Below are 23,844 nucleotides of genomic sequence, written 5' to 3'. Positions count from 1 at the left end.
AAAGTCAATTGAAACTTAGCGATTTTACTTTCGTATTTTCGTAGCAGCCGCTCTAAATTCTCTTTCTAAACAAGCCATGGAGATACTTGAAAGTAAAAACTCTCCCTTTTTCAAAATCAAATCCAAATTTCCAACTTGAATTCCACCGATTAAAGTTACAGGTAATAGGGATTCTCTTACGACTTTCTCTAAAATTTCCGTCCCGATTGCGGGCTTTGCGTCTCCTTTATTATCGGTGGGAAAAATCGGTCCAAGCCCGGTATAATTCCAAAGGGAAGAATCCAATAGGTTCACTTCCTCCAGCGTATGAGACGAGGTCCCGAGATAGAGCTCCGAGTCGAATAAAACTTTCTTTTCTTCGGAATTCAAAGATTCATAATCTTCTTTTCCGACATGAGCGCCGAAACAATTCCACTCGATCGCTTGTTCCCAAAAATCATTTAAAATCAAAAGCAAGTGAGGATATCGATCCTGAAGGGACTTAACAAAAAATTCCAATTCAAGAATGGAAGCCGACTTAGCGCGAACTTGAACAAAAGGAACGAGATCCGGATATTCTAACCAAATCCCGGGGAGAGTTAAAAAATCGAGATTTTTCTTTTTACAAAAATCCCAATCAAGAATCGGATAAATTCCAGGCAACGGCCAAGAGAAAGTTTGAACCTGTAACGACAAATTTTACGATCTCAAGCCGCCTCTATTTTCCCATCGACACGACTTCAAATTTTTTCCCAAAAGAATCCCCGACTTACTTTGAACGGCAAACATGCCCGAACTAAGTTTCAAATATTCTAATAAAGAAAAAATTCTCGTAGATTCCAATTCGAAGGGAGAAAACAATGTTACGTTCACTTTCATAGACTGATTCTAGAAAGTTTGGCTTAAGAATCTTTTAACGTCCAATCTTTTTTGATTTACGCGAAATTCCAAAACGAGCGACCATACATTTTATGAGGAAATTGTCTTCGATTTTACTTTTTTTATTCTTTGTTTTCGTCTTGATGACGGATTGTAGTTCAAGAAAAGACGAAACAAAGGAAAAAGCGCTTTTTAACTATATTCTATACTGTGGTCCTGGTGGAACAATTGATTCCTGCAATGCAGCTTGCGGAGAGACTTATGGGACAAACGTAACAAATGCAAATTTACAAGCGTTGACTTCCTGCACGAGCGCTTGTACAACAAACTGCAACGTTCTCGGTTTGTATCTTCAATTGAGCAACCTCAATCGTTAAAATAGCGAAACAACGAGGCCGCAAAAATTCCCGCGGTCTCGATTTTTAAAATCGTGTTTCCCGCTTTAACTCCGAGTATATTCTTTTCTCGTAATAAATACATTTCCTTTTCACGAAATCCGCCTTCCGGCCCCACGATCCAAATCGAATTCTGAAAAAATTCCGGCTTTGGTTCTGACTTTCCCTTCGGATCGAATTGATAAATGGAAAGATTTCGATTTTCTTGCGAATTTAAAAATTCTTTTAAGGAAACCGGAGCAGATATTTCGGGAAGAAAAATTCTTTTCGATTGAATCGCCGCTTCTTCCACAATCTTTTGAGCTCGACTCAAATTAAAATCCTTCCGATCCGATTGTTCGAAGTTTAAAAAGTAAAAATGACTTAAGCCCAGTTCGGTTCCTTTTTGTAAAAGCCATTCCAAACGGTTCCCTTTAGGAATCGCAGTTGCAACCGCGGAAATGGATTCCGGTTTTACGTGAACCTCGGTTTTTTTGAGAACCCCTTGTTGTGAATTTCCCTTTACTTCGTAGATCCATTCCGACCCAACTCCGTTTAGCACTCTAAGATTTTTATCTTCGGAAAAAATCCGAAGCGCCTTTAAATGGGAAATCTCCTCTTTGCTCAAGGAAAACTGCGATTCGCAGCCAAAACCTCTTCTGAAAAGAATCGCTTCTTCCAAAACAAGTCCTTATCGATTCAAGTTTGCAAGTTCGAACAAGGAAGAATCCGGTCTTACTTCCTTATCTATTTCCGTATATTCTAATACGCTAATAGATCCAGTAGTTAAGTCCAACATCTCGAGTCGGCTTGCGTATTCTTCCTTTGTAGTCTTCTGATTTTGTTTCACTTTGATAAGTCCGTATTTTATGTTCATCGTTTTGAACAATACTCCGTCCCGATCGTGAAAATCCAATCGTGCGGGCCTTAAAGAATCTAAATTCAAAAGCAGAATCAACTTGGAATAAAAATACGGTATGATCGGCTTGAGCGCAATCCTTTTGAAAGTTTGATCGGCAATTTTGAGATCGCTCTGAACGATCGGATTATAATTGGCCTGATAGGAAGCGCCGGATAGATCGATAAAACTGAATCCGGTCGCTAAGTGGGATTCGTATTTTTCCTCGTCCACTTTCCGAAATATCTTTTTGGAAAGCACGTTGAACGCATAGATCTGTTCTCCCTCGTCCTTAATCAAGATCTTGTATTCTAGTCCCCTTCCCCTACTTTCAAATAAATAGAGCGTGTCCTCTTCTTTCCTGAACATGTTTACGTCCCAACTCCAGGTTTCTCCACTGCGTCGAATGAGAATTAGATTTCCTTTGATCAAACCTTGGTTGGATTTTACGAGTGCCTGATCGAGTCTGGCCACCAACTCTTGGGCGACCCTTACATTGGATCCTTGCGAATTTGTTTCCTTACTTAGTACGGTGAGAGCAAAAAAACCTACCGCAAACGCAAGAATCCGATCCAATTTATTCCGCCCTCATCGTCGGCGCACTGAAAGAATAAAGACCATGAACTGAACCTTGAACCTGTGCGGATTCAGATCTTCTTTCAAAACGAAGCTTTCCCTCCCGAAGAGCTTTATGAATTTCAGGTATCGATTTATAACCCATGTCTTGAAAGGACAATCTAAGACCTTGAGATAAGTATGGAATGAAGTTCAAAATCGATCCTCTATCCACGACCGACCCGCTGACGCCTTGGGCGACCTTCACCTTTTGGCCTTCGTTAAAATAACGTTTATCACCGCCCGCTTTCATCGCTTCGATCGACGCCATACCCCTATATTTCTTGAGACGAATTCCATTCTCATAAAAATACTCTCCGGGAGCTTCCGTGGTCCCGGCGAACATAAATCCCATCATACAGGTGGAAGCGCCAATTGCGAGAGAATTTGCGATATCGCCAATATTGGAAATTCCCCCGTCCGCAATGACCGGAACATCGTATTTTGCGGCATGTTTTGCGGTTTGATAGACCGCAGTCGCCTGAGCTCTTCCCACCGCCATCGTATCCTGTGTGATACAAATGGATCCCGGCCCCATTCCGATTCGAAGTCCGTCGGCACCGGCTCGGATCAGATTCTCCGCCTGCGCACGAGTCACCACATTCCCCGCAACTATGTCCAAATTCTTAAATTCTTTCTTGATGAACTGAATCATTTCGATCTGGTAATTCGAGTTTCCTTGCGCGGAATCGATGATGATTACATCGACTCCCGCTTCATAAAGGGCAGCCACCCTATCTCTGGATTCCAGAAGAGTGGAAACCGCCGCGCCGCAACGAAGCCTTTTTCTTTCGTCTTTTGAAGCATCCGGAAATTCCTTATTCTTCTTTAAGTCAGAACGGCTTACAAGAGACACCAATTTTCCACTGGAATCTACGATCGGAAGTTTTCCGATCTTAGATTTCTTGATGATGTCGTTCGCATCCTGCAAAGTGATTCCCTCCGTACCAGTGATCACATTCTTAGTCATCACTTGGTCGAGAGTGATTTCTCGATTCCTCTCAAAATCAATGTCCCTATTGGTAACGATTCCGATCAGTTTGGAATTTCTTGTGCCGTCTTCGGTTACCGGAATTCCCGTAAACCCTTTGTGTTCCTTAATCCAATCCAAATCACGGATAATGTTCTTCGGTCCCAAAACCACGGGATCCGTAATGAATCCGTTTTCAAAACGTTTTACCTTTTCCACAAGAGCGACTTGCTCTTCGATCGTGTTATTGTAATGAATGATTCCGATTCCTCCCATGAGAGCCTGCGCAATCGCCATTTGGGATTCCGTTACCGTGTCCATCGGAGAACTTATAAAAGGTCTCTTTAATCTTATATTTCGAGTTAGTCTGGTTTCAAGCTCAACTTCGGACGGATGAAAGTCGATAAATCCAGGGAGGACGAGAAAATCTCTGTACGTTAGACCGATCTGAAGACTGAATAATTCATCTCCGGACAATCCATCTAAATATTCGGAGTTGCGGTAAGTTTGGTTTGACATTCTGATTCCTTACCTAGTACATAAAAGGTAAACTGAGAAGTAAGATCAAGAGAATTTCCCCTCGTTTGCTTTGAAAAACTATGGAAACGATTCAGAGAAAAAAAAGGGAGAAGGAAACGATCTCCGACCCCACTAAAAAGTTTCACATTATCTCAAAATTTCTCGTACAAACAGATATCATCGCACGTGTTCCCGGTTCCACAATTCAGATCATTAAAATCTTACAAGTTTCCAAAGACGCCACAAAAATACTGATCCAAACGGAAATACCGAACGCCTTTCCGTTAAATAGTCATGTCACCCTTACTAAACTCCTTGCAAAATACGTGGAGCTCAATTGCGAAATTATAGACGAAAGACCGAACAACCAATTGATTCTTTCCGTTTCGGACATCTCGATCGCAAGTAAAGAAAGGAGTCTCAGTCGAATATCGCCTCCCGAAGGGACCGTTTGGATTACAAATATCCGTACGAGCAGAACTACGATCGACGCGAATCTTTTTAACATTCCCACCTCCGTAAAGGTAAACTTTGCGGATTATGAAACGAAATTAAAATCAAAGTACGACTTTCTAAAAATCGACGTGTTCGGAACGATCGGAGACAAGTTAGATCTCGTTAAAAAAACGCGTAAGATTCTTTTTATCCCGAACACTCAGAAGGAAGAAAGTTATGCGGCCTATGACCAGGAAGGTTTTATCGACTACGCTTCCGAACTGGGAGACGCGGAAGACATTCGCAAAAAAATCATAGAATACGCAAATCAGAAGATCAAATCCGAACTGATCGTCCCCGTTATTTATTTGAGCCACGAGGAACAGGCGATCCCGATCGGATTCGTTCACGCCCAAAACCGAAATAGGGAAATCGACATCCTGGAAGTGATGGAAATTAAAACCCTCACTTTCGAAATGGTAGATCGAATCCGGGAATCCAATACGATCCTAGTCAAAGAAAGATTTCCAATCGTGAACATTTCCTCGGGAGGTCTTAAAGTTAAAATCAATCACCCGGACTTAAATCAAGATCTTACAAAAAGGGCAGGTTTTACGTTCGATATCTTTTTTAAGATGCAGGCTCCTCTCACCGCTTTCGGACTCATTCGTTCCATCACCAAGGATGCGGAGGGAAATCTTTACGTAGGCCTTTCGATCGAAGGAAATTCCTCAAGACCTGGGGAAAGAAAAAAATATATAGACAACGTCAATCGACTTCTTGCAGAAAGCGGCCAAATTCACCCCTGACCTAATAATTACGATAATTAGGTCTCAAAAGAACTCCAAATTCCTAATATTCAATAAATTGAATATCTACGAATAATACGTTTTTGTCCGAAATTTTTTTACTATAGGTCACCAAAAGAGTTTCGTAATTGAGATCGTAATACGGATTGCTGATGATCCATTTCGCCTGAGTGTTTTTCATCGACTTATAAAGCTGTTCCAGAAAATACGGTCTCCAACTCCAATTTCTTCCCACAAAAGAATGATCCACATCCACGGAAAGGTCTTCGATCTTCATGTAGTTCGGGGAAACCTGACTTCCAATAAGATTCGTAACATAAATTCGAAACACAAAATCGCTGAGAAGACCCGGATTGCCGATTTGAATCGAACAAAGTTCTTCTTCCTCATTTACAAGAATTTCGGAAAGATCCAACTTTTCCTCCAATTCCTTTTCCAATTGAATCCTTCTCACCAACTGATTTTGTTTGTGATTTAAAAAATGTTCATGCACTGCGGAAAGTCTTAGTTTTAATCCTTCCTGACCGACCATGTTCGGAAGCGCTTCGGCAAAATAAAATCCCTGCAAAAAACGTGCGCTATAAGTCAGAGATTGAAAAAGTTCTGTTTCATTTTCGATTCCTTCAAACAAAAGAGAACAACCGAGAGATTCTGAAAGTCTCGAAATCGTAAAAAGGATTTCCTGAAAGTTTCGTGATGTAACCGAATGCCTGAGCATCTGCAGATCCACCTTCAGGATATCGGGATGAAAAATCCCGATCCGATCCAAATTGGACGAACGAGAACCCAAATCGTCGATCGCCACCAAAAAACCTTCTTCCTTATAGCGGGAAATTAAAGGTCTTAAACTTTCAATACTTCCGTCGAAATGTTCCTCCACGATTTCAATAACGATCTTAGAAGGATCGATATCCAACTCTTTTACAAGTCGGATCGTGTAAGGATCCATTTCCTCCTCTTCCATATGATCTCTCATGTACGCGGGAGAAATGTTTACGAATAACTTCTCTTCCGGAAATCGATTCTGATTTTTCAAAAGATGGAGAAGAGCTTTTTTACGAATAGCCCGATCGATATCCCTTTTGAGAAAGTAGATTTCTCTTCTTTCCTGAAGATCCTCCACTCCAGACATTGCATTTAAAAAGAAAGGTCCTAAGGAATGAATTTTTCCGGATTGATCCCGAAACCTTCCCAGAGTTTCATAACCGAAAATAGAATCTCTTTCCACCGACAGAATCGGTTGAAAGAAGGGAATGATCTCCCCGGATTGGAACCAAACATCCCATTCCGATTTCGTTTTTGGAAATACTTCGGCAGATTGAATCATTCAGTTACAAGTTTGTAAACGAACCCAATCTCATACAAGGAAATTCCACTAACCGTAAAAAAACAACGTACATTACTTATGGGAAAAGGAATTCAATTTTGAAACGTATCTTTTATTTCATCTTTACGATTCTGTCGATTTTATTCGGCATTATTTCCGCTTATCGGATGCGTTGGATTTCGGATGACGCGTTTATTAGTTTACGGTATGCCAAGAATTTTGCCGACGGAAAAGGATTAGTCTTTAACGAAGGGGAATTCGTGGAGGGTTATACCAATTTTCTTTGGACGATTCTATTTGTTCCGTTCCATCTTTCCGATTATATCGATCCCGTAAACGCGAGTTACTTTTTGGGAATTCTCTCTTTTCTCGGAACCTGTCTCTATCTGGTTTTTTTTCGAAAGGAATTCTCAAAAACGGAATTTCCATTTGCGCTTTCCTGCTTCGTCTTACTCCACCACAATCGGGTTTTCGCCACCGGAGGATTGGAAACCTCATTGCACGGATTTCTATTCTTAGCCGCTTCTTATTATCTAACAAATTCCAGAACAGTCTCCTTTTACAGTATACTGACCGGAATCGTTTTTTCCTCACTGAGCTGTCTTAACCGACCGGACGGTCTTTTATTCCACGTACTCGTCGGAATTTATCTCGTCCTACAATTCTTCCAAGAAGTAAGATCAAACAACGTACGTTCAATACTTATAAAACCTTCCTTTGGAATTCTTTGTATCGCCTATTTATCCCCCGTCTTTTTTTATATTTGGAAATTGGAATATTATGGAAATCTACTTCCTAACACTTTTTACGCGAAGTCGGGAGGAGGCGTCAATCTTCTACAAGGTCTCGTTTATCTCGGCTCCTTCTTAACGATGTACTACGGAATGATCCCGATCGTCGGATTGATTTTCTTTTCTTTCTTTCAAACGATCCGAAAACATTTCTCTCTCACTCAGGAAAAAAAGAACTTTCGTTGGATTTTACTCGTTTTGTTTCCGATTCTTTATTCGGGTTATTACACCTGGATCGGAGGGGATTTTATGTTCTCCCGATTTTATCTTCCGATTCTTCCTATCGTTTTCGTCTGGACGGAACAGGAAATTCTTTCCCTCCGAGAATCTCTTTCTAAAAGGAAAAAAATCCTGAATGTGGCGTTTTATTCGATTCCGATTTTGATTCTATTACGCTGGGATATTTACAAAGGACTTCCGCTACCGATCGTGTCCGGAATCGCAGACGAAAATCAAATCTACAAAAGGGAATCGGTGGAACGAATCCGAAATCGGATTCTTCCCTGGAAAGAACATTTTGAAAATTCCAAAGTTCGAGTCGCCTTTACCGGTTCGGAATGTATTTTGATTTACTACTTAAATCCGATTTTGGCAATCGAAACAGAAGCGGGTCTCACCGATCCGGTAATCGCAAGGATGGAATTTGAAAATCGAGAAAGAGTCGGCCATGGAAAACCCGTTCCGTTGCAGTATCTTCGAGATAGAAACGTGCATCTTCTTCTCTATTCGAACGGACTTCCGACCAAAACGGAGTACGACGAATTTCTCACGGGAGATTTTTCCACACCTTGGAGGATTCTAACGTATTCACCTTCCGTAATGAAAGAACTTCTTAAAATTCCTTCGTTTCGAGCGGTGGATTTCGAATCGTATTTGGACGCCTACAAACACAAATATAAAAAACTGGATCCGATTCTCCGAAAGAAAAAATTTTCCGAATTCGATTCTTATTACTTTCGAAACGGAGAAGATAAAAATAGGCGGGAATGGTATCTAAAAAATTTATAATTTTTTTCAAAACGGGTCTCTCTTTCTGTCGGAAGAATCTTGATTGCTAAAATTGGGTAGCGAAGACACCCTGCATTTATTTATCATTTACAAAACCAAATAAAAAATAAATGAGTCTGCTTCTCAACTTAAAAACGATTCCACTTGTAGTACTTACTTTTTCTCTCGCTTTGTTGTTTTTTTTCGATCCTTCGAATCCCTCTCTTTCCAGAGATTCGGTGGTATTTAGTTTTTTTGTTTGGTTTGTCTCATTAGGAATTTCGTTTCGGAAAAAGAAACTCAGAGTTCATCCTCTTTTCCTTTTGGCCTGTCTATTATTAATCGGACTTTCTACGGTCAACGGAATCAACCGGGCTCCGGTCGTCTACTTTTCCCAAAAGTTAAATTTAAAACTTCTCTATGTAGCGGCTTTGTGTCTTGCGATTTATTTATTCCTTAAAAACGTCCATCCGATCTTCCTATTCGTTCACACCGTTGCGTTTGCATGCTCCCCCCCTCTTTTTTCAAGCATCAAATCGGTTCCGCTTTTACTCTTCGTAGCCGCTTCCTTATTTTATCTTACTCCGAAAAAAATTCGGCTTCGTAAATTGTATGTCATCGTTTCCATTTCCTTTTTTGTGCTACTGATTTCGTCCTTACTTTCCTACAAATCCCAAGCGGCCCTCTTGCAACTTTGTCTTTTGTTTTCAGGAATTCTGATTTTCTTTTTGCTTTCTTCTTATCCGAGTCTGTTTATTAAAAAAGGACTTCTTTTGATCCTTTCCTCAAATCTTCTTTTGAATACCGTAAACTTGTTCTCCGCGGTTCACACGATCTGGCCCTTTGATTTTTTGCAACCTTCTCTTTTGCTTACCTACGCGGGTTTCCCCGTGTCGTCGATCGCGGTGATATCCGCATTTTCCGCGTTAGTCGCCTTTTACACAGCGTCCCAATATGGCCGGTATTCCTGGTTTTTAATTCCGGGAGGTCTCATTGCAATTTATCTTACGTACTTCAATCATTCGCGCGCAAGTTTATTGGCTTTTGGCCTCGCTATCCTTTGTATTTTTCTTTTCCGTTGGAGTAAAAGGAAAGTTTTCTTTCGGATTTTCATTCCGGCATTCTGTCTAATCGTTCTATTTTCGGTCGTAAGCGTGTTTTTCTTTCCCCAAGAAGCCGCTTCCCAGTATTTCGATCCAAAAACACTTCTCATTCGATTTTCCCTGTGGAACTTCCACTTTCAATCGGTGCTTCAAAATTCTCCGATCTTCGGAATTGGATTGGATGCGGATTCTCTTTTGGCTCATCTGCCCGGAGCGCATTCAGAAAAAATCGGCTACGACGATTTTTATAAATTTCTGCATTCTTTCAGATCCTATCCGCAAGCTCATAATCTCTACGTGGAAACGTTTACGAGTCTCGGAATTTTAGGTTCCCTCTTTTTTCTTTGGATCACCCTTTATCTTTCTCTTCTCTCCTATCGAATGTTAGTTTCCAAAAGTAAGAAGATTTTCGATATAGGGATATTCATTTCAGGAGTTCTTGTGTTTGTGGCTGTTCACGAGTTCTTCGATTACAATTTGGGGGAACAACATTTCTTCGTCCCGGTAGTGCTTGCATTATCTTTGATTCGAACCCGATCCAGTTCTACGATGGGAACGTTTCGTCAGAACAGTTCGTTTAAGGCCGTTTACGCAGTCTCACTGGTTCTTTTGGGATATCTTTCTTTTCAGTTGGTCTGGGAACAAAGACTCAGAAATCTGATCATAGCCTCCATTCAAGACGAAATAGAATTTGATAATTTTCTAATATACAAAGAAAAAAAAGTTTCCGGAAACCGTAAAAAGTTTTCTCATCCGATCGAAGAAATCACTAACAATCAAATCTGGATCCGTTCCGAAGAAAATTTAGTCCTGGCGTCCCTAATTCTTCGTAAAAGTCCGGGCCATTCGGATTTGATGGAATCCTTCTTAGATCGCTGCGTCCGAAAAAATCCGTATTCTTCCGTTTGTTGGAAAGAAAAAGTCGATGTTCTTAAAAAAAAGGATCCGAATTTAGATATCCGAAAAGAATTGGAAGAAGGGAAAAAAACGGATCCGTTCCATATCATTTTTACGGAATAAACAAGTATGTTCAATCGATTGATTTCCTCTCCCTATTCTCGCTATTTCATCTACCTACTCGTAGTATTATTCCTGATCTTTAATCGTTTGAAACTCGACAATAAAGTTCCGTTCGTTTCCAGCGACTCCGAGATTAAGTATTACCAAACCATAATGTTCTTCGAAAAAGGACTCAAGGCGATCACGAAATCGGAATGTTTCTATCCTGGAAAGGTTTACGATCCCGAATTTAGGTATTTTCCTTTCGACTATCCCTGGGCCTTTTTGAAAGGAAACGAGAATCGAAAATGTCTCTTTCAATATCCTCCTCTATTTGCGCTTTTAAATGGAATTCCGGCATATTTTTTCGGAGCAAAAATCATTACATTGGTGCCTCTTCTCTGTCTGCTCGGGTGTCTTTTGATTTTCGATAAAATTCTTTCCTTATTCATCGATAAAGCCTGGGTCGTTTTGATCGGCGCCTTAGTTCCCTTCACTCTCAGTTTTCCGGCTCTATCCTCCGTTGAGTTTTCGGAGGTTCCTCTCAATAATTTTCTTTTATTGTCTTTCGGATATTTTTTGATTCGTTCCCTTTTTGCGGACAAAATTACGGTTCAAAACGAAAATCTAAATTCGAATTTTAGAATATTCTCATTTGTTTCCGGTTTTTTGGCGCTAACCACATTCTTTCTAAGAACCGAATCTGCATTTCCCGTATTCTTATTCGGTTTTCTCGCCTTTTTTTCCAAAAAAACGAGAAACAATCTTAAAGAATATTTGGTCTTTTCGGTTCTTGGCGGAGTCCTTTCTTTCGGATTGATAGGCGTCTTGAATTTATTTTATTCCGGCCATCCGATGGGAATTCGTTTTCTTGTCAGCTCACAGGACGCGATGAGTCAGTTTTCCATCGGAAAACAGATCGTAATTCTTCAAGGATATCTTTTGGGCGATACAACCAAATCCGGATTCCTAAAGGCATCTCCTTACGCGATTTTAATCTTCGGTATTTTTTCCGATCTGATTCGTAAGAAAGAACTTTCCGGCGAGTCGATTCTCGGCCTTGTGGGAATTGGAACTCTCTTCTCAATTTCCTTTTTCAGCCCTTATACGGCAGGAGTTCATCACTTCGGGCTCCGTTATTTGGAATCCGGTTTTATTTTTTTATCCGCCGGAATTTTTGTCTTTTTGTACCGAAAGAGTATCGAATTTCCAAATATCGGAAAAATTTTGATTTTGCTGGCTTCTTTGAGTTTATATTATAATTACAAATTCACGAGAGAAGGTTTTAAGATTTTATTCGGATCGATCGCACCTTATTTGCAAATACAAAACGAATTCCAATCCAAGAGAATCATCGTTCACAAAGGACAGTTTACGAATTACTTAATCGGTTTTTCTTACTTAAATTCCATCCATTTCACGGTAAATACGGAAAAAGACGCGACTCAATTGGAACAGATTTTAAAAAAGAACCAAGTCGACTCGTATTCTATCTTAGAATATGAGTCGGAACCTCCCCGAGACCCGAATCTTCCCGAGAAACAATTTAAAGAAAAAATCGCGGTTCGTTTTCCGGATCCGAATCGTTACTATAGAGAAAAAGACCGAAAGAAAATCCTGAATTTCTCCCTAAGAACCTACGAACTGAAAAAGAATTCAAAATTTTGAATATTCTGGAATCATTTCTCCGTCGAATCGTTCGAGAAACCGTTTATTCTCGTCCAATCGTATTGGAATCGTTTTCTTTTTAAAAGAAGGGCGCTCTTTTTTAAAAAGCGCTTTTGAATAGAGTTGTTGAAAAATTCCGTGATTCAGATTAACAAAACCGCTTCAAACATCCATTTCAATGAAGCGGAAACGGATAGAGAAATTAATTTTTCAACAACTCTAATGTAAACGTGTGAGCAGGGTCGTAAGAAAGTTTGGGCGAATAAGAAACTAAAGTGTTGCTCTCTAACATAACCAACCCCACAAATACTTGGATCCGAAGATAAATCTGTCGGAATTCCGACAAATCCTCTGTAAAACGATCGGCCCCACCCTGATTTTTGGGTGGCAGGGAAAATAAACTCTATTTCGCTTTCTATGGGGCGCGAAATAGGGCGGGAGGCGGAAAGGCTCGGGAGATTTTTCTCTATCAGAAAATCATACTTTTTGCAAGTAGAAAGTGGGATTCTTGTCGGAACACTTGAAATATATCAGTTTTTGATCCTTATTATCCCAAAAGCCTCCTTAATTTGTAGGGTTGGTTACGGGCTCTCTAAGAATCGCGTTAACTCAGCGAAACGGCTCTCTATGGATCGGCATAACTCAGCGGCTGCCTCTCTATGGATCGGCATAACTCAGCGGCTGCCTCTCTATGGATCGGCAGCCAGGTCACAACATAGAATCGCTTTCTCATTTTCTTACGCCGAACTCACGTTAATGCAGGAGTCTTTAATTCCAATTTTAGAACTTCGCGACAGCTCCCAAAGTCATACCGTATTGATGGTCCGTTTTTTCGCCCTTTTGATCCACAAATTGTTTGCCGGTCGCCCAATCTCTTCGGAGATCGAGTTTGATCAGTAGATTTTCGGTAAAATTCCAAACGGGAGTAACGGTGAAAGTTTTGTATTGCCCCGCGTTTCTGACTCCTGCGTAGTTTTTGTAATCGTCGCTCATCACTTCGAGAATTTGCTCTTTGGTAATTCCTAAGGATCCTAAATTAGAGTCCGCCGCAAAAGCCGTCGCCACCGCGTCCGCGATCGCAAGATCCGCGGCTTTTTTATATGCGCTGACGTAAGTGTTCGGTCCCATAAAAGGATTGAAAGTAGTTAAAGCGCCGTTGTTGTGTTTATCGTCTATGTATTCCACGCGAACGTTCACACCCCAAGCTTCGTTGATTTTAAACTTCGCAAAAATACCGTAAGCTTTGTAAGCGGTTTTAGAATCGCGTTTGTTGTTCAACCCCCAAAAAAGAGTGTCTTTGTTGAAAACTTCCGCTCCTGTTGCGTCCACATTATAACGTTTCTGATCCAAGTTATTGTTTGCAAGCGCTCCGGATTTTTCACTCCAAGTGTAATCCAAGTCGATCGTAACTCTGTCCGAAGGAGTGATGGAAAGAATCGCGTGGTTCATGAACCAATAGTCTTTGTTGTATTTCGCTCTCCTAGGATTGGCGGTATTGTACATTCCCATGTTCGGATCTCCCGAAATGTTCGCCAGTTCCGTAGCCATAGCCGCTTTGGAAGGATCGACGCGAGCGTAAGCTCCGTCGCTGGAATAGAGAGTGTTCCAAGTAACGGAAAGTCTGTCTTCAATCAACTGACCTTTGAGCTGAGTTCCGATCGCTTTTCTTTCGGTCTGGCCTTCCACAAAGTAGCTTTTTCCCGCCGCATTACCGCTGTAAGTCGGATCCGTAATCACATTCAATGGAGCGGTGGTCGTAGTCGCAGGAGAATTATAACCGGTACCGCCGCCACTGTTGTAGAGATAAAAGGTTCCCGCCCATTTCTCCGTAAACTGAGTGGTCAGACGAACGCCGGTATGAATAAAGGGAATGGTATTCTGGAAAATCGCGCCTATCGAGTAATTCGGATTGCTCATAGATTCAAGAACCTCGTAACCGATATGGGTGGCCATCTTCCCGGCATCCAAGGTCATTCCTTTTAAAACGGGGAAATACAAACTTAAGTATGCCTGTTTGAGCATGTTGTAATTGTAAATGCTATTGCTTTGAGAATAAGGAGCTTCTTGAAATGCGTTGTTCTGACCGTTTTGGAGATCGATCCTAAAACCCCAAGGAGAACTTTTTTCAGCAGCCTTCTGGATCGTAAGAGCTACCGCGTTGACCGCAAAATTCTTGTTGCTTGTTTCGAAAGCACGGGTCGCATCAATGTCTCCTCCCTGTTTTGGGTTGAGGTTGTACATGTAATACACATCAGCGAACCCGGAAAATTCAACTTGATCATACCATTTCTTATCTTCTTGTTCCACCGTTTGGGAAGCAGGCGCCGGAACGACGGAAGCATCCGCTCCTGATTTTTTTCCGGCCTGAGCAAAAACCTGAGAAAAAACCAAGAAGCAGAAAACAGAAGCAATAAGGTTTATTGTTTTTATTCTCACCATTCTTCTAAATCTCCTATGCTTCTACTATGCAAAATGTATGCCAATGCTTCAAATCAGTCACATGGCCAAAAAATAAGCATATTTTCTTTATTAAGAATACATATGATGCCCATAAAATAGAATATACTTTTCACTGAATTCCATTTTTTAAATTATATGCCTAATTTTTATACATAAAGAAATTCGATTTCTCGTAGAATTTTTGATTTTTATGAGACTTTAAAACGCAGTGCGAAATTTTTTAGACGTTGCGACCTCTTATCTTAACGTGAGTTCGGCGTAAGAAAGTTTGGATGAATAAGAAACTAAAGTGTTGCTCTAACATAACCAACCCCACACAAATACTTGGATCCGAAGATAAATCTGTCGGAATTCCGACAAATCCTCTGTAAAACGATCGGCCCCACCCTGATTTTGGGTGGTGGGGTGATGAGCGACCCGTAGGGAGCAAATCATTGAGCCTGGAGGCGGAAAGACTCGGGAGATTTTTCTCTATCAGAAAATGATACTTTTTGCAAGTAAAAAGTATCATTCTTGTCGGAACACTTGAAAAATATCAGTTTTTGATCCTTATCATCCCAAAAGCCTTTTTAATTTAAGGTTACGGCTCTACGGATCGCAACATAATAATCGCTTTCGCATTTTGTTATACCGATTCACGTTATTTTATAGGGATCAGTAAAATGTGGGAACTACAACAAATCGCGATTTTACGAACAAATTCTAAAAGTAGGAACTCTTACTTTTAGAAAATTCTTTCTCATTTTCAACCGCCAAACTCACGTTAAAAACTACAAACTCGAATATACCTACTCGAAAGAACTCATCCGATTCGAATGCGGGAACAAGAATAACTACTTGGAAAGAAGAGAAAAAAGGAAATCCTTTCGGTTTTTGTCCGGATTTTCCAGAACATGAAACAGAAGTTTTTCAAGTACGGATCCTATTTCTTTAGGAGGAAGATTCGGACAAGCCTTGAGGATATCGTCTCCCCGTAGCGCCAATTCGGTCACAAGAAGAGCTTGAGACCGTTCGGCCAAATCCAGAATTCTCTGAAAATCGAAAACATCCTTGAGAATGGGTTCGTAAGTATATGCAAGATTAAGAATATATTCTGTCAAAATTCTTAGATTTTCTCTTCCTGCATACACACAGATCGGATGTAAAACGATCTTTCGAATCTCCGCGTCGGTCAAAGATACGTCATCTTTCCGATTCAGCATCGTAGAAAGCATATCCGAAAAAAATAGGGAATCCTTCGTGTTTTGATTGGAATATCGGAGATCTTTCATAAACTGTTTTGCCGAATTTCTATCTTGAAAACTTCCGAACAGCCAAGCGTGTAAAAAAGAAAGCCTAAGACTCGAAGGGAACACGGGAACTTCCTGAATTTTTTTCTCTACGTTCGTATTTTCCGTCGGATACAATTTGAGATTCGTAAATAATTCCAAGATTTGAAATTCCTTGAGTAATCTCAAGGAGGGAGCCGGATTTTCGCTTTTGAGGGTTTTGTTTAATTCGTCGTGAACCCTTTCTTTGGAAATCTTTGCGGTTACGTTTCTACACTGAACAATCGCCTTTGCGGTTTCCGACTCCAGAGTGAAACCGAGACTACTTACAAAACGAATCGCGCGAATCGGGCGAAGACCGTCTTCGACAAATCTTTCGATCGGATCTCCGATCGTTCGAATGATTCTGTTTTGAATGTCCTCGAGCCCCGAATGCTCGTCGATCAGACGTTTCGTTTCCAACTCTAAGGCCAAAGCATTCATCGTAAAATCTCTTCGTTTTAAATCCTCGCTTAACGAAACTCCGAATTCAACGGCTTCCGGTCTTCTTCCGTCCACATAGTCCACGTCCTTTCGGAAGGTGGTGATCTCGTAAGAACGGTCTTGTATCAGAACGGTAACCGTACCGTGTTTGATCCCCGTAGGGACCGTTCTTTTGAACAAGGTAAGAATTTTTTCGGGCAACAAAGAAGTGGTCAAATCGAATTCATCCGGTTTTTTTGAAAGCAACAAATCGCGCACGGATCCGCCGATCAGATAACATTCTCCGCCTTCTTTACGGATGGTTTGTGTTATCCGGATTATATCTTCCCGAAAGTTTTCGGGAATTTTTTTGATAAGTTCGTCCAGATTCACGTTAGTCATTTTGAATCATTTTTTTCCAGAGATTCCCGTATCGATTTTTGAGAGTTCGGTTATTTTCAAGAATGATATCGATTTTCTTTTTCCATTCCGGATCCACCGTAATTTGACTGTAAGGGAGTTCCGTTTTTTCGGACAGAATTCTATCGATTCCCTCCTCCGTCTTTTCCATAGCGAGATGACAGAGTTCCTTTGTATCTTGCGTTTCCTTTTCGGAAAGACAAAGTAGAAGCATTTCTTCGAACCTTTCTTCTTTTTGAAGAACGGTCAGCTTGTCCTTCAAAGATCGGCCGCAATTCAACATCGCATAAAACAAAAGGACGCAGAACGGAATTCTACACAAAAAAGAAAATAATTGGCTCTTATTTTTGAAAGGCTTCGTTTGCGAGCTTATCAGCGACCGAATTTTTTTCACGAGGGACATGGGTGATTTGAAAATTCTGTAAGGAAGAAACAAGTTTGTCCACTTCCTTTTTGTACTCCAGGAGATTGGGATGTTTCACCTTATACTTTCCGCCGACCTGCCTCACCACAAGCTCCGAGTCCATATACACATGAATGGTATCGAACTTCCTTCGAATACACTCCTCCAAACCCTTTTTGAGAGAGGCCCATTCCGCCACGTTGTTGGTGGTTTCTCCGATACGTTCGGAGATTCTGAATTCTTCCTTGTCGTCTTTATACGCCACGATTCCAATCGAGGAAGGTCCCGGATTTCCCTTGGATGCTCCGTCGCAAAAAATGGAGATCAAGATTTTTTTTCCCCGGGAAAAAGACCGATCGCAAACCGAATCGGTTTGCAGACGATCAGATAGATAAGTAATAAGCCGACTTTTACGATTCCACTTAAAAAAACCAAAACGAATTCCAAAACGCAGTTCGTAAAAGAATAAAAAGCATCCGGTCGAATCAAAGTGAACACGAAAGAAACCAATCCGAGTCCTAAGAGAATGAATTGAAGAATTGTGTTTTCGATCAAAAAACAAATCAGACTGAGGATCGTAAAAAATAAGGCGATACGAAGGCCACGTTTTTTTACTTCGAAGTTCGTAAAGAGGTTATGCATCTGAAAATTCCGAATCTTGTAGGTAATTCGTATTAAAAGCCATACTGAAAACAACCGCCTCTTTCGTCGAGTTTTCCCTAAAAAACTTTACAGTCCGGCACGGTTTGTCATCATCTCTTTAGATGATCCGGCATGAACTCCAAAACTTTGTGAATTCTCTTCCAATCAGTCCGGAGAGAAGCTGTTCTTACTATCCGGATCGTTTGAGCCAGATTCAATATCTTCCATTTCAAGGAAAGATCGAAAAGAATAACTTACAGTTTTTTTTCGATTCCGGCTTTCGAAGAACCGGAAACGTTCTCTATCGTACCTCTTGTAACGATTGCCGCGAATGTCTGAGTTATCGGGTTCCTTTAAATCAATTTGTTCCCAGTCGAAATCGGAAGAGACTTTTAAAAAAGAATTCGGATCTTCTGATTCGTTTCGGATCTCCCAGTTTGACCGCAGAGAAAGAAATTCTCTACCTACGTTATCAAAGATCCCGTTATCAAAATTTTGTAATCGGAGAATCGGATCGGGAACTTTTGGAAGGGATGCGTTGGAATCTTTTCGGGTATCCGGAAAATTCTTTAGAGATGACTCTTAGCTTAGATGAAAAAGTTCTCGGCTTTATGATCTTGGACTCCGCATCCGATTCTCTTTCCGCAGTATATTCGGTCTACGATCCGGATTATCCGGACCGTAGCCTGGGAAGCTTTGCGATTCTTTATTCCATCCTTTACGCAAAAGAACTGGGAATGAAATACTATCACCTCGGTTATTTTCTTCCGGGACATCCGGATATGGACTATAAAAAGTATTGGGCTCCCTCGGAAATTCGCGATCTTGGTACGAATGATTGGATCGGCTTCGAGGAATTCCAAAAAAAATACACCGATTTTTCCTGGTAAATCATACTTGTCAGTTCCGTTTCTTTTCATAGAACGGATGAATATGGCAAAAAAAATCGTCGTTGTCGGCGCATCTAGCGGCATCGGAAAAGAATTAGCGATTCTCCTCTTGGAGCAAGGACATACGGTCACTCTCGTAGCCCGTCGTGATAAGGAACTGAAAGCGATCGCGGCTTCGTTTAATTCGCCCGGTAAAACAAACGCATTCGTTATCAAACAAGACGTCACCAACTTTGATCAGGTCGACTCCGCGTTTCAAAAAGCGGTCAAATCCATGAAAGGTATCGACGAAATTTATTACGCTTCCGGAATTATGTACGATATTAAACCGGATGAGTTCGATGTCAAAAAAGACATCGCCATGTTAAATACAAATCTTCTGGGTTGTGTGGCATGGCTCAATCCCGCGGCGGTTCTTTTTCAAAAACAAAAAAGCGGGAAGATTATCGGGATCTCTTCGATCGCAGGAGACCGTGGAAGAAGAGGCAATCCAGTTTACAATACTTCCAAAGCGGGAATGAACACGTATCTAGAAGCTCTTCGAAATCGTCTTTCGATGTTAGGCGTTCAAGTTCTCACCGTAAAACCGGGCTTTATCGATACTGCCATGACCCGGGGCATGAAAGGTCTTTTCTGGCTTATCTCCGCGAAAGAAGCGGCGACTATCATCGTCAAAGCGGCCGACTCCGGTAAAGAATGCGTCTATGTTCCGGCCCGTTGGGGACTCGTGGGTTTGATTATCCGTTTGATTCCATCTTTTCTCTTCAAACGTCTTTCTATTTGAACGAACCTGAATCGATCAAAGGGTAATACTATGGCAAGGGCATCCAAAGCTTCTCCGAAAAAGAAAACATCTGCAAAAACTTCGAAAGCGGCAAAAAAGTCTCCGATTGAAATCACCCTTCCGTCTCCGAGTAAAGTGGAGACTTGGGGGATGAACCATTATTCGCTTTCGCCCGTCTTCTTTCCGGAAAAGGAAGAAGACTTTAGGGATCTTTTCTCTTATGCGAACAATAAGGGGTTGAAGTTGACGCTTCGGGGAGGAGGTTGCAGCTACGGAGACGCGGCCACAAATACCAAGGGAGCGGTGATTGATATTTCCAAGTACAATCGAATTTTGGAATTCGATTCAAAAACGGGAATCGTTAAAGCGGAATCCGGGGTTACGATCAAACAACTTTGGGAATTCGGAATCGAAAAAGGTTATTGGCCTCCTGTCGTAAGCGGAACGATGTTTCCCACTTTAGGCGGCGCCTTATCGATGAACATCCATGGAAAGAATAATTTTGCGGCGGGTTCGATCGGCGATCACGTTCTTGAATTTACGTTTATGATTCCGAACGGAAAGGTCTTCGTCTGTTCCCGTAAAAAAAATCAGGAACTTTTTTTTGCCGCAATCTCCGGCTTTGGAATGCTCGGAGTTTTTTTGAACGTAACGATCCGACTGAAAAACATCTACGCGGGAAAAATGAAGGTATGGCCCGTGGTCAGCAAAAATCTGCAAGATATGTTCGACTACTTCGAAAGGGAATATAAAAGCGCGGATTATCTCGTAGGTTGGGTCGACGCATTCGCATCCGGAAATTCTCTTGGAAGAGGGCAGATCCACAAAGCGGTGCATTTGAAGAAAGGAGAAGATCCGGACTTTCCCGAAAATTGTAAATTAGAAAGACAGAATTTACCAAGCACATTTCTCGGAATTATCCCTAAGTCTTGGATGTGGTTGTTTATGATTCCCTTTGCTAATAACTTGGGAATGAGACTCGTCAATTTTGCGAAATTCGTTTCCGGTTATTTGACGGAGAACAAACCGTATCTTCAAGGTCACGCGGAATATGCGTTTTTATTGGATTACGTTCCAAATTGGAAGTTCATGTATAAGCCGGGTTCCATGATTCAATACCAGAGTTTCATTCCCAAGGAGAATGCGGTGGATGCTTTTTCTGAAATTTTAAAGATCTGCCAGAAGCGGGGAATCGTTACTTGGCTTGCCGTATTCAAAAAACATAAACCAGATCCTTTTCTTCTCACACACGCATTGGACGGTTATTCGATGGCTATGGATTTTCCCGTGACTTTCGGAAATAGAAAAAAACTTTGGGAGCTTGCGGGCGAGTTAGACGAAATTGTGTTGAAGTTCGGAGGAAAATTTTATTTCGCCAAAGACAGCACTCTCAGACCGGAAACCGTTCAAAGAGCGTTTCCGAAAAAAAATCTGGAAACGTTTCATTCTTTGAAAAGAAAATTCGACCCGAAAGGGATTTTGGAAACCGATCTCTACAGAAGAATTATGGGAATCTGGTGATCTATGAGCCGATTGAACGCGTTTTTAGTAGAAACCAAAAGGAATAAAGATCTGAAGGTTTTCTTATTCCTGCTAGGATTAGGCGCATTTTTTCGATTCTTTCGTTTAGATCTGCAAAGCCCCTGGGAAGACGAACTTTTTTCAATCCGGGCCTCTTCTGAGACTTCATTCGACAATCTTTGGAATTGGATGAAGAACGATCCGCATCCACCGTTGTATCAAACACTCTTGTATTTCTGGTTTCAACTCCTTCAACCTACGGTTTTTGCCGGAAGATTGCTTAGTGCGATCGCGGGTGTACTTGTTCCTCTCTCGTTTTACGTTCTTTCGCCGCGTGACTTAAATGGAAGAATCAAAATTTCCGTCGTGGCCTTCCTAAGTTTATCTACGGGGCTCATTTATTATTCCCAGGAACTCAGATCTTATAGTCTTTTGGTTTTGTTCAGCACGATCCAACTTGCAATTCTTTTAAAATCCGTCTACGAAAACCATCTCCGTACATACTGGAGTTTATTAGGAATTTCTTTATTAGCGTCTTATACTCATTTTTTCGGATTCATCTGGTCCGCTTCCGTTTTTCTCGGAATTTTTATAACGAAGTGGATTTTTACGAAAAAATTTCCCAAAGTGGAATTCTTTTTCGGGATCTTATTCGGAATTTTATTTGTTCCGGCTCTTTATCTATTGTTCAATTCGGATAAGATCGGAATCGCTTCGTGGATTCCGGAGGCGGGTTTAACCGCGTTTCTCGTTTTTTTCGATTTGATCTTTCATTCCGGAATTCTAAAAAAATTTATTCCTGGAATTGTGGCCTCCTTAGCCTTACTCGCGGGTTTTGCTTCCCTTTATTTTCCGAAGAATCAAACGAAGACCGTTTTTTTGGAACCAAATCATAAAAGATCCGTGATTTTACTCGGAATGATCTTGCTGATTTTTTCCGTCGTCCTTGGGATTCTTTCTCTGATTCAACCCTTGATTACGGCCAGAAATCTTTTAGTCACCGCCCCTACTTTGTATTTTTTGATCACTACCGGTTTTTCCCTATTCCCGATCTACAAAGGAAAAAGACTCGAATCGATTCTAATTCTAATCTCCGTCGTTTCCCTTTATTATTTTACCCGATCTTACTACAAACCCTTTAAGGAACAGTGGAGGGAAAGCTCCCAATACATCATCTCTACGGTTCAGGATCGCCCCGGAGAATTTACTCTTCTCTGTTCTTCTCATGTGTACAACATGGAATATTTCTTAAAAACGGCAAAAATTGAGGGAGTAATTCCGAAGACTTATACGAAGAAAGAGGTTGATCTTTTCGTTCACGATCCGGCAAGAAAGAATCTAGTGATCTTGGAAACTTCTTGGAAATATTTGAACTCGGAAGATACGGATTCGTTATTCACACAAAAAACATTCGATCGAAAAGATCGGTTGTTCTACGGAATGAGAGTCATTACCATTCGTAAAAGATAATTCTCTAAACCTGAAATTATGAAGAAAAAAAACGTCACCTACGTCATCCCCTGTTTGAACGAGGAAAAAACCCTTCCTCTCGTTTTGGAAAAACTCGTTCGGCTCAAAAAAGAACTGAAACAATACAACGTGGAAATTTTAGTCTCCGACAACGGAAGCGAAGATAAATCCGTATCGATCGCTAAAAAATACGGCGCGAAAGTGGTTCATTGCAAAGAAAGAGGATACGGAGCCGCGCTCAATTTCGGAATCACAAATGCAAGCGGGGAAATCGTTTTGTTTGCGGACGCGGACGACACTTACGACTTCCTGGAATCTCCCGCGCTTCTTGCTGAGATGGAAAAAGGCGCGGAGTTTGTAATCGGTTCCCGTCTGGATGGATCCATTCACAAAGGAGCAATGCCTTTTTTACATCGTTATCTGGGAACTCCGGTCATCAACTGGATCATTAATTTATTATATTCCAAAAAAGGAAATCGTGTCAAAGATGCGAACTCCGGTTTTCGGTGCTTTTTGAAAAAAAAATATCTGGAATGGGAGGTTGAAAGTACCGGAATGGAATTCGCTTCCGAGATGCTTGTGAAAGCGCTTCGAAGCGGAGTCAAACTTTCCCATGTCCCGATCAGTTTGTATCCGGACGTAGAGGGAAGAGTTCCTCATTTGAGAACTTGGAGAGACGGAATGAGACATCTTCTGCAGATTCTCATCCATTCTCAACAGCTTTTTTATTATACTGGTTTTATGCTTTTTTGGATCGGCTGGGCGTTTACGATCTTGGGTTATTTTACGGGAATTGTTGCGATCGGTCCTTTCCATATCTTCGGGATCCATTCTCTCACCGTTTTCCTTTTGGTAGCAACATTCGGACAGACGATCTGGGCAATCGGTTTGTTTCTCGCGGCTCGTAAAACACCCGAGTTAAGTTTTTATTCCAGATTAAATCTCCTATCCGAGGATCTTCTTTTCTGGTATTCGGCGAGAATGATTTTATTCGTAGTTTTACTTTTCGCGTTCATCTTGTTTCGCTGGTGGAAAAATTCCTTTCAAGTTCTCGATTTGGAAAAAGAAATTTTGATGATCAGTTTTCTAAGCGTTCAAATCCTGAATTTAATCGGACAAACGATTACGGCGCACTTATTAAAAAGAACATAATAAATTCATTCGATGATGT

The 23,844-nt window shown here is 41.1% G+C and carries 21 protein-coding genes; 10 read left to right on the top strand and 11 right to left on the bottom strand.

Annotated features, from left to right (window positions below):
* Window positions 1–24: 24 nt before the first annotated feature.
* A complete protein-coding gene (locus tag FHG67_RS10670) occupies window positions 25–642 on the bottom strand; it encodes a thiamine phosphate synthase (RefSeq protein ID WP_026054330.1) in 618 nt (205 codons plus the stop codon).
* 36 nt (window positions 643–678) lie between these two features.
* The gene (locus FHG67_RS10665; protein WP_020983799.1) at window positions 679–858 is read right to left on the bottom strand and encodes a hypothetical protein; all 180 of its coding nucleotides are present in this window, start codon (window positions 856–858) and stop codon (window positions 679–681) included.
* Between the two features lie 92 nt (window positions 859–950).
* On the opposite strand from FHG67_RS10665, the gene FHG67_RS10660 reads away from it, so the two are divergent.
* Complete coding sequence (locus FHG67_RS10660) at window positions 951–1,235, top strand: hypothetical protein (RefSeq protein WP_010578023.1); 285 nt, start codon at window positions 951–953, stop codon at window positions 1,233–1,235.
* Here the strand turns inward: FHG67_RS10660 and FHG67_RS10655 are convergent.
* From FHG67_RS10655 to guaB, 3 genes are read right to left on the bottom strand one after another with little or no spacing between them, the layout of a single operon-like run.
* Window positions 1,225–1,914 (bottom strand): 16S rRNA (uracil(1498)-N(3))-methyltransferase, encoded by a 690-nt coding sequence (locus tag FHG67_RS10655; protein ID WP_004501389.1) that lies wholly within the window; start codon window positions 1,912–1,914, stop codon window positions 1,225–1,227. The genes FHG67_RS10660 and FHG67_RS10655 overlap by 11 nt on opposite strands.
* A 9-nt stretch (window positions 1,915–1,923) precedes the next feature.
* Entirely contained in the window at window positions 1,924–2,706 is a 783-nt protein-coding gene (locus tag FHG67_RS10650) for an outer membrane lipoprotein-sorting protein (RefSeq protein ID WP_002616385.1), read from the bottom strand.
* 1 nt (window position 2,707) lies between these two features.
* Window positions 2,708–4,234, bottom strand: coding sequence for an IMP dehydrogenase (guaB, locus tag FHG67_RS10645; protein WP_004497807.1), 1,527 nt, complete (start codon window positions 4,232–4,234; stop codon window positions 2,708–2,710).
* A gap of 80 nt (window positions 4,235–4,314) precedes the next feature.
* On the opposite strand from guaB, the gene FHG67_RS10640 reads away from it, so the two are divergent.
* Window positions 4,315–5,478, top strand: coding sequence for a DUF1577 domain-containing protein (locus FHG67_RS10640; protein ID WP_004497838.1), 1,164 nt, complete (start codon window positions 4,315–4,317; stop codon window positions 5,476–5,478).
* A gap of 43 nt (window positions 5,479–5,521) precedes the next feature.
* Here the strand turns inward: FHG67_RS10640 and FHG67_RS10635 are convergent, their stop codons facing one another.
* Window positions 5,522–6,805, bottom strand: a complete 1,284-nt coding sequence (locus FHG67_RS10635; protein ID WP_004500451.1) for an EAL domain-containing protein — start codon at window positions 6,803–6,805, stop codon at window positions 5,522–5,524.
* Between the two features lie 98 nt (window positions 6,806–6,903).
* On the opposite strand from FHG67_RS10635, the gene FHG67_RS10630 reads away from it, so the two are divergent.
* The 3 genes from FHG67_RS10630 (at window position 6,904) to FHG67_RS10620 (ending at window position 12,353) form a co-directional block, all read left to right on the top strand.
* Complete coding sequence (locus tag FHG67_RS10630; protein WP_142499778.1) at window positions 6,904–8,604, top strand: hypothetical protein; 1,701 nt, start codon at window positions 6,904–6,906, stop codon at window positions 8,602–8,604.
* Window positions 8,605–8,714: 110 nt separating this feature from the next.
* Window positions 8,715–10,706, top strand: coding sequence for an O-antigen ligase family protein (locus tag FHG67_RS10625; protein ID WP_142499777.1), 1,992 nt, complete (start codon window positions 8,715–8,717; stop codon window positions 10,704–10,706).
* 6 nt (window positions 10,707–10,712) lie between these two features.
* Window positions 10,713–12,353 carry an LA_3751/LA_3752 family putative glycosyltransferase gene (locus tag FHG67_RS10620; RefSeq protein WP_004500486.1) on the top strand — a complete coding sequence of 547 codons (1,641 nt, stop codon included), beginning with the start codon at window positions 10,713–10,715 and terminating at the stop codon, window positions 12,351–12,353.
* A gap of 780 nt (window positions 12,354–13,133) precedes the next feature.
* On the opposite strand, the gene FHG67_RS10615 is transcribed toward FHG67_RS10620, so the two are convergent.
* From FHG67_RS10615 to FHG67_RS10595, 5 genes are all read right to left on the bottom strand, one after another.
* Window positions 13,134–14,792 (bottom strand): outer membrane beta-barrel protein, encoded by a 1,659-nt coding sequence (locus FHG67_RS10615; RefSeq protein WP_004500455.1) that lies wholly within the window; start codon window positions 14,790–14,792, stop codon window positions 13,134–13,136.
* 854 nt (window positions 14,793–15,646) lie between these two features.
* Window positions 15,647–16,945 (bottom strand): CCA tRNA nucleotidyltransferase, encoded by a 1,299-nt coding sequence (locus FHG67_RS10610; protein ID WP_004500436.1) that lies wholly within the window; start codon window positions 16,943–16,945, stop codon window positions 15,647–15,649.
* The gene (locus FHG67_RS10605; RefSeq protein WP_232423669.1) at window positions 16,938–17,246 is read right to left on the bottom strand and encodes a hypothetical protein; all 309 of its coding nucleotides are present in this window, start codon (window positions 17,244–17,246) and stop codon (window positions 16,938–16,940) included. Before FHG67_RS10605 ends, FHG67_RS10610 begins: the two co-directional genes overlap by 8 nt.
* A gap of 58 nt (window positions 17,247–17,304) precedes the next feature.
* Window positions 17,305–17,694: a ribonuclease HI family protein gene (locus FHG67_RS10600; protein WP_004498318.1), complete on the bottom strand. Its 390-nt coding sequence runs from the start codon at window positions 17,692–17,694 to the stop codon at window positions 17,305–17,307.
* Complete coding sequence (locus tag FHG67_RS10595; RefSeq protein ID WP_004500430.1) at window positions 17,691–18,008, bottom strand: hypothetical protein; 318 nt, start codon at window positions 18,006–18,008, stop codon at window positions 17,691–17,693. The genes FHG67_RS10600 and FHG67_RS10595 overlap by 4 nt, the downstream gene beginning before the upstream one ends.
* A 122-nt stretch (window positions 18,009–18,130) precedes the next feature.
* Between FHG67_RS10595 and FHG67_RS10590 the strand changes: the two genes are divergently transcribed.
* From FHG67_RS10590 to FHG67_RS10570, 5 genes are read left to right on the top strand one after another with little or no spacing between them, the layout of a single operon-like run.
* Entirely contained in the window at window positions 18,131–18,898 is a 768-nt protein-coding gene (locus tag FHG67_RS10590; RefSeq protein ID WP_004502139.1) for an arginyltransferase, read from the top strand.
* 43 nt (window positions 18,899–18,941) lie between these two features.
* Window positions 18,942–19,682, top strand: a complete 741-nt coding sequence (locus FHG67_RS10585; protein ID WP_004498317.1) for an SDR family NAD(P)-dependent oxidoreductase — start codon at window positions 18,942–18,944, stop codon at window positions 19,680–19,682.
* Window positions 19,683–19,712: 30 nt separating this feature from the next.
* The gene (locus FHG67_RS10580; protein ID WP_004502152.1) at window positions 19,713–21,203 is read left to right on the top strand and encodes an FAD-binding oxidoreductase; all 1,491 of its coding nucleotides are present in this window, start codon (window positions 19,713–19,715) and stop codon (window positions 21,201–21,203) included.
* 3 nt (window positions 21,204–21,206) lie between these two features.
* Window positions 21,207–22,673, top strand: a complete 1,467-nt coding sequence (locus FHG67_RS10575) for a glycosyltransferase family 39 protein (RefSeq protein ID WP_061230861.1) — start codon at window positions 21,207–21,209, stop codon at window positions 22,671–22,673.
* Between the two features lie 18 nt (window positions 22,674–22,691).
* Window positions 22,692–23,825, top strand: a complete 1,134-nt coding sequence (locus tag FHG67_RS10570) for a glycosyltransferase family 2 protein (RefSeq protein WP_004500480.1) — start codon at window positions 22,692–22,694, stop codon at window positions 23,823–23,825.
* Window positions 23,826–23,844 lie beyond the last annotated feature (19 nt).

Origin of the sequence: Leptospira weilii, from assembly GCF_006874765.1 — a bacterium.
Lineage (GTDB): Bacteria > Spirochaetota > Leptospiria > Leptospirales > Leptospiraceae > Leptospira > Leptospira weilii.
This window is presented reverse-complemented; position numbering and strand designations above follow the sequence as displayed.

Coding starts and splice junctions, on each gene's coding strand:
- FHG67_RS10605 (WP_232423669.1), bottom strand. CDS start 17,246: ATGTTGAATTGCGGCCGATCTTTGAAGGACAAGCTGACCGTTCTTCAA.
- FHG67_RS10595 (WP_004500430.1), bottom strand. CDS start 18,008: ATGCATAACCTCTTTACGAACTTCGAAGTAAAAAAACGTGGCCTTCGT.
- FHG67_RS10610 (WP_004500436.1), bottom strand. CDS start 16,945: ATGACTAACGTGAATCTGGACGAACTTATCAAAAAAATTCCCGAAAAC.
- FHG67_RS10590 (WP_004502139.1), top strand. CDS start 18,131: ATGATCCGGCATGAACTCCAAAACTTTGTGAATTCTCTTCCAATCAGT.
- FHG67_RS10575 (WP_061230861.1), top strand. CDS start 21,207: ATGAGCCGATTGAACGCGTTTTTAGTAGAAACCAAAAGGAATAAAGAT.
- FHG67_RS10585 (WP_004498317.1), top strand. CDS start 18,942: ATGGCAAAAAAAATCGTCGTTGTCGGCGCATCTAGCGGCATCGGAAAA.
- FHG67_RS10615 (WP_004500455.1), bottom strand. CDS start 14,792: ATGGTGAGAATAAAAACAATAAACCTTATTGCTTCTGTTTTCTGCTTC.
- guaB (WP_004497807.1), bottom strand. CDS start 4,234: ATGTCAAACCAAACTTACCGCAACTCCGAATATTTAGATGGATTGTCC.
- FHG67_RS10635 (WP_004500451.1), bottom strand. CDS start 6,805: ATGATTCAATCTGCCGAAGTATTTCCAAAAACGAAATCGGAATGGGAT.
- FHG67_RS10620 (WP_004500486.1), top strand. CDS start 10,713: ATGTTCAATCGATTGATTTCCTCTCCCTATTCTCGCTATTTCATCTAC.
- FHG67_RS10660 (WP_010578023.1), top strand. CDS start 951: ATGAGGAAATTGTCTTCGATTTTACTTTTTTTATTCTTTGTTTTCGTC.
- FHG67_RS10580 (WP_004502152.1), top strand. CDS start 19,713: ATGGCAAGGGCATCCAAAGCTTCTCCGAAAAAGAAAACATCTGCAAAA.
- FHG67_RS10570 (WP_004500480.1), top strand. CDS start 22,692: ATGAAGAAAAAAAACGTCACCTACGTCATCCCCTGTTTGAACGAGGAA.
- FHG67_RS10625 (WP_142499777.1), top strand. CDS start 8,715: ATGAGTCTGCTTCTCAACTTAAAAACGATTCCACTTGTAGTACTTACT.
- FHG67_RS10640 (WP_004497838.1), top strand. CDS start 4,315: ATGGAAACGATTCAGAGAAAAAAAAGGGAGAAGGAAACGATCTCCGAC.
- FHG67_RS10665 (WP_020983799.1), bottom strand. CDS start 858: ATGAAAGTGAACGTAACATTGTTTTCTCCCTTCGAATTGGAATCTACG.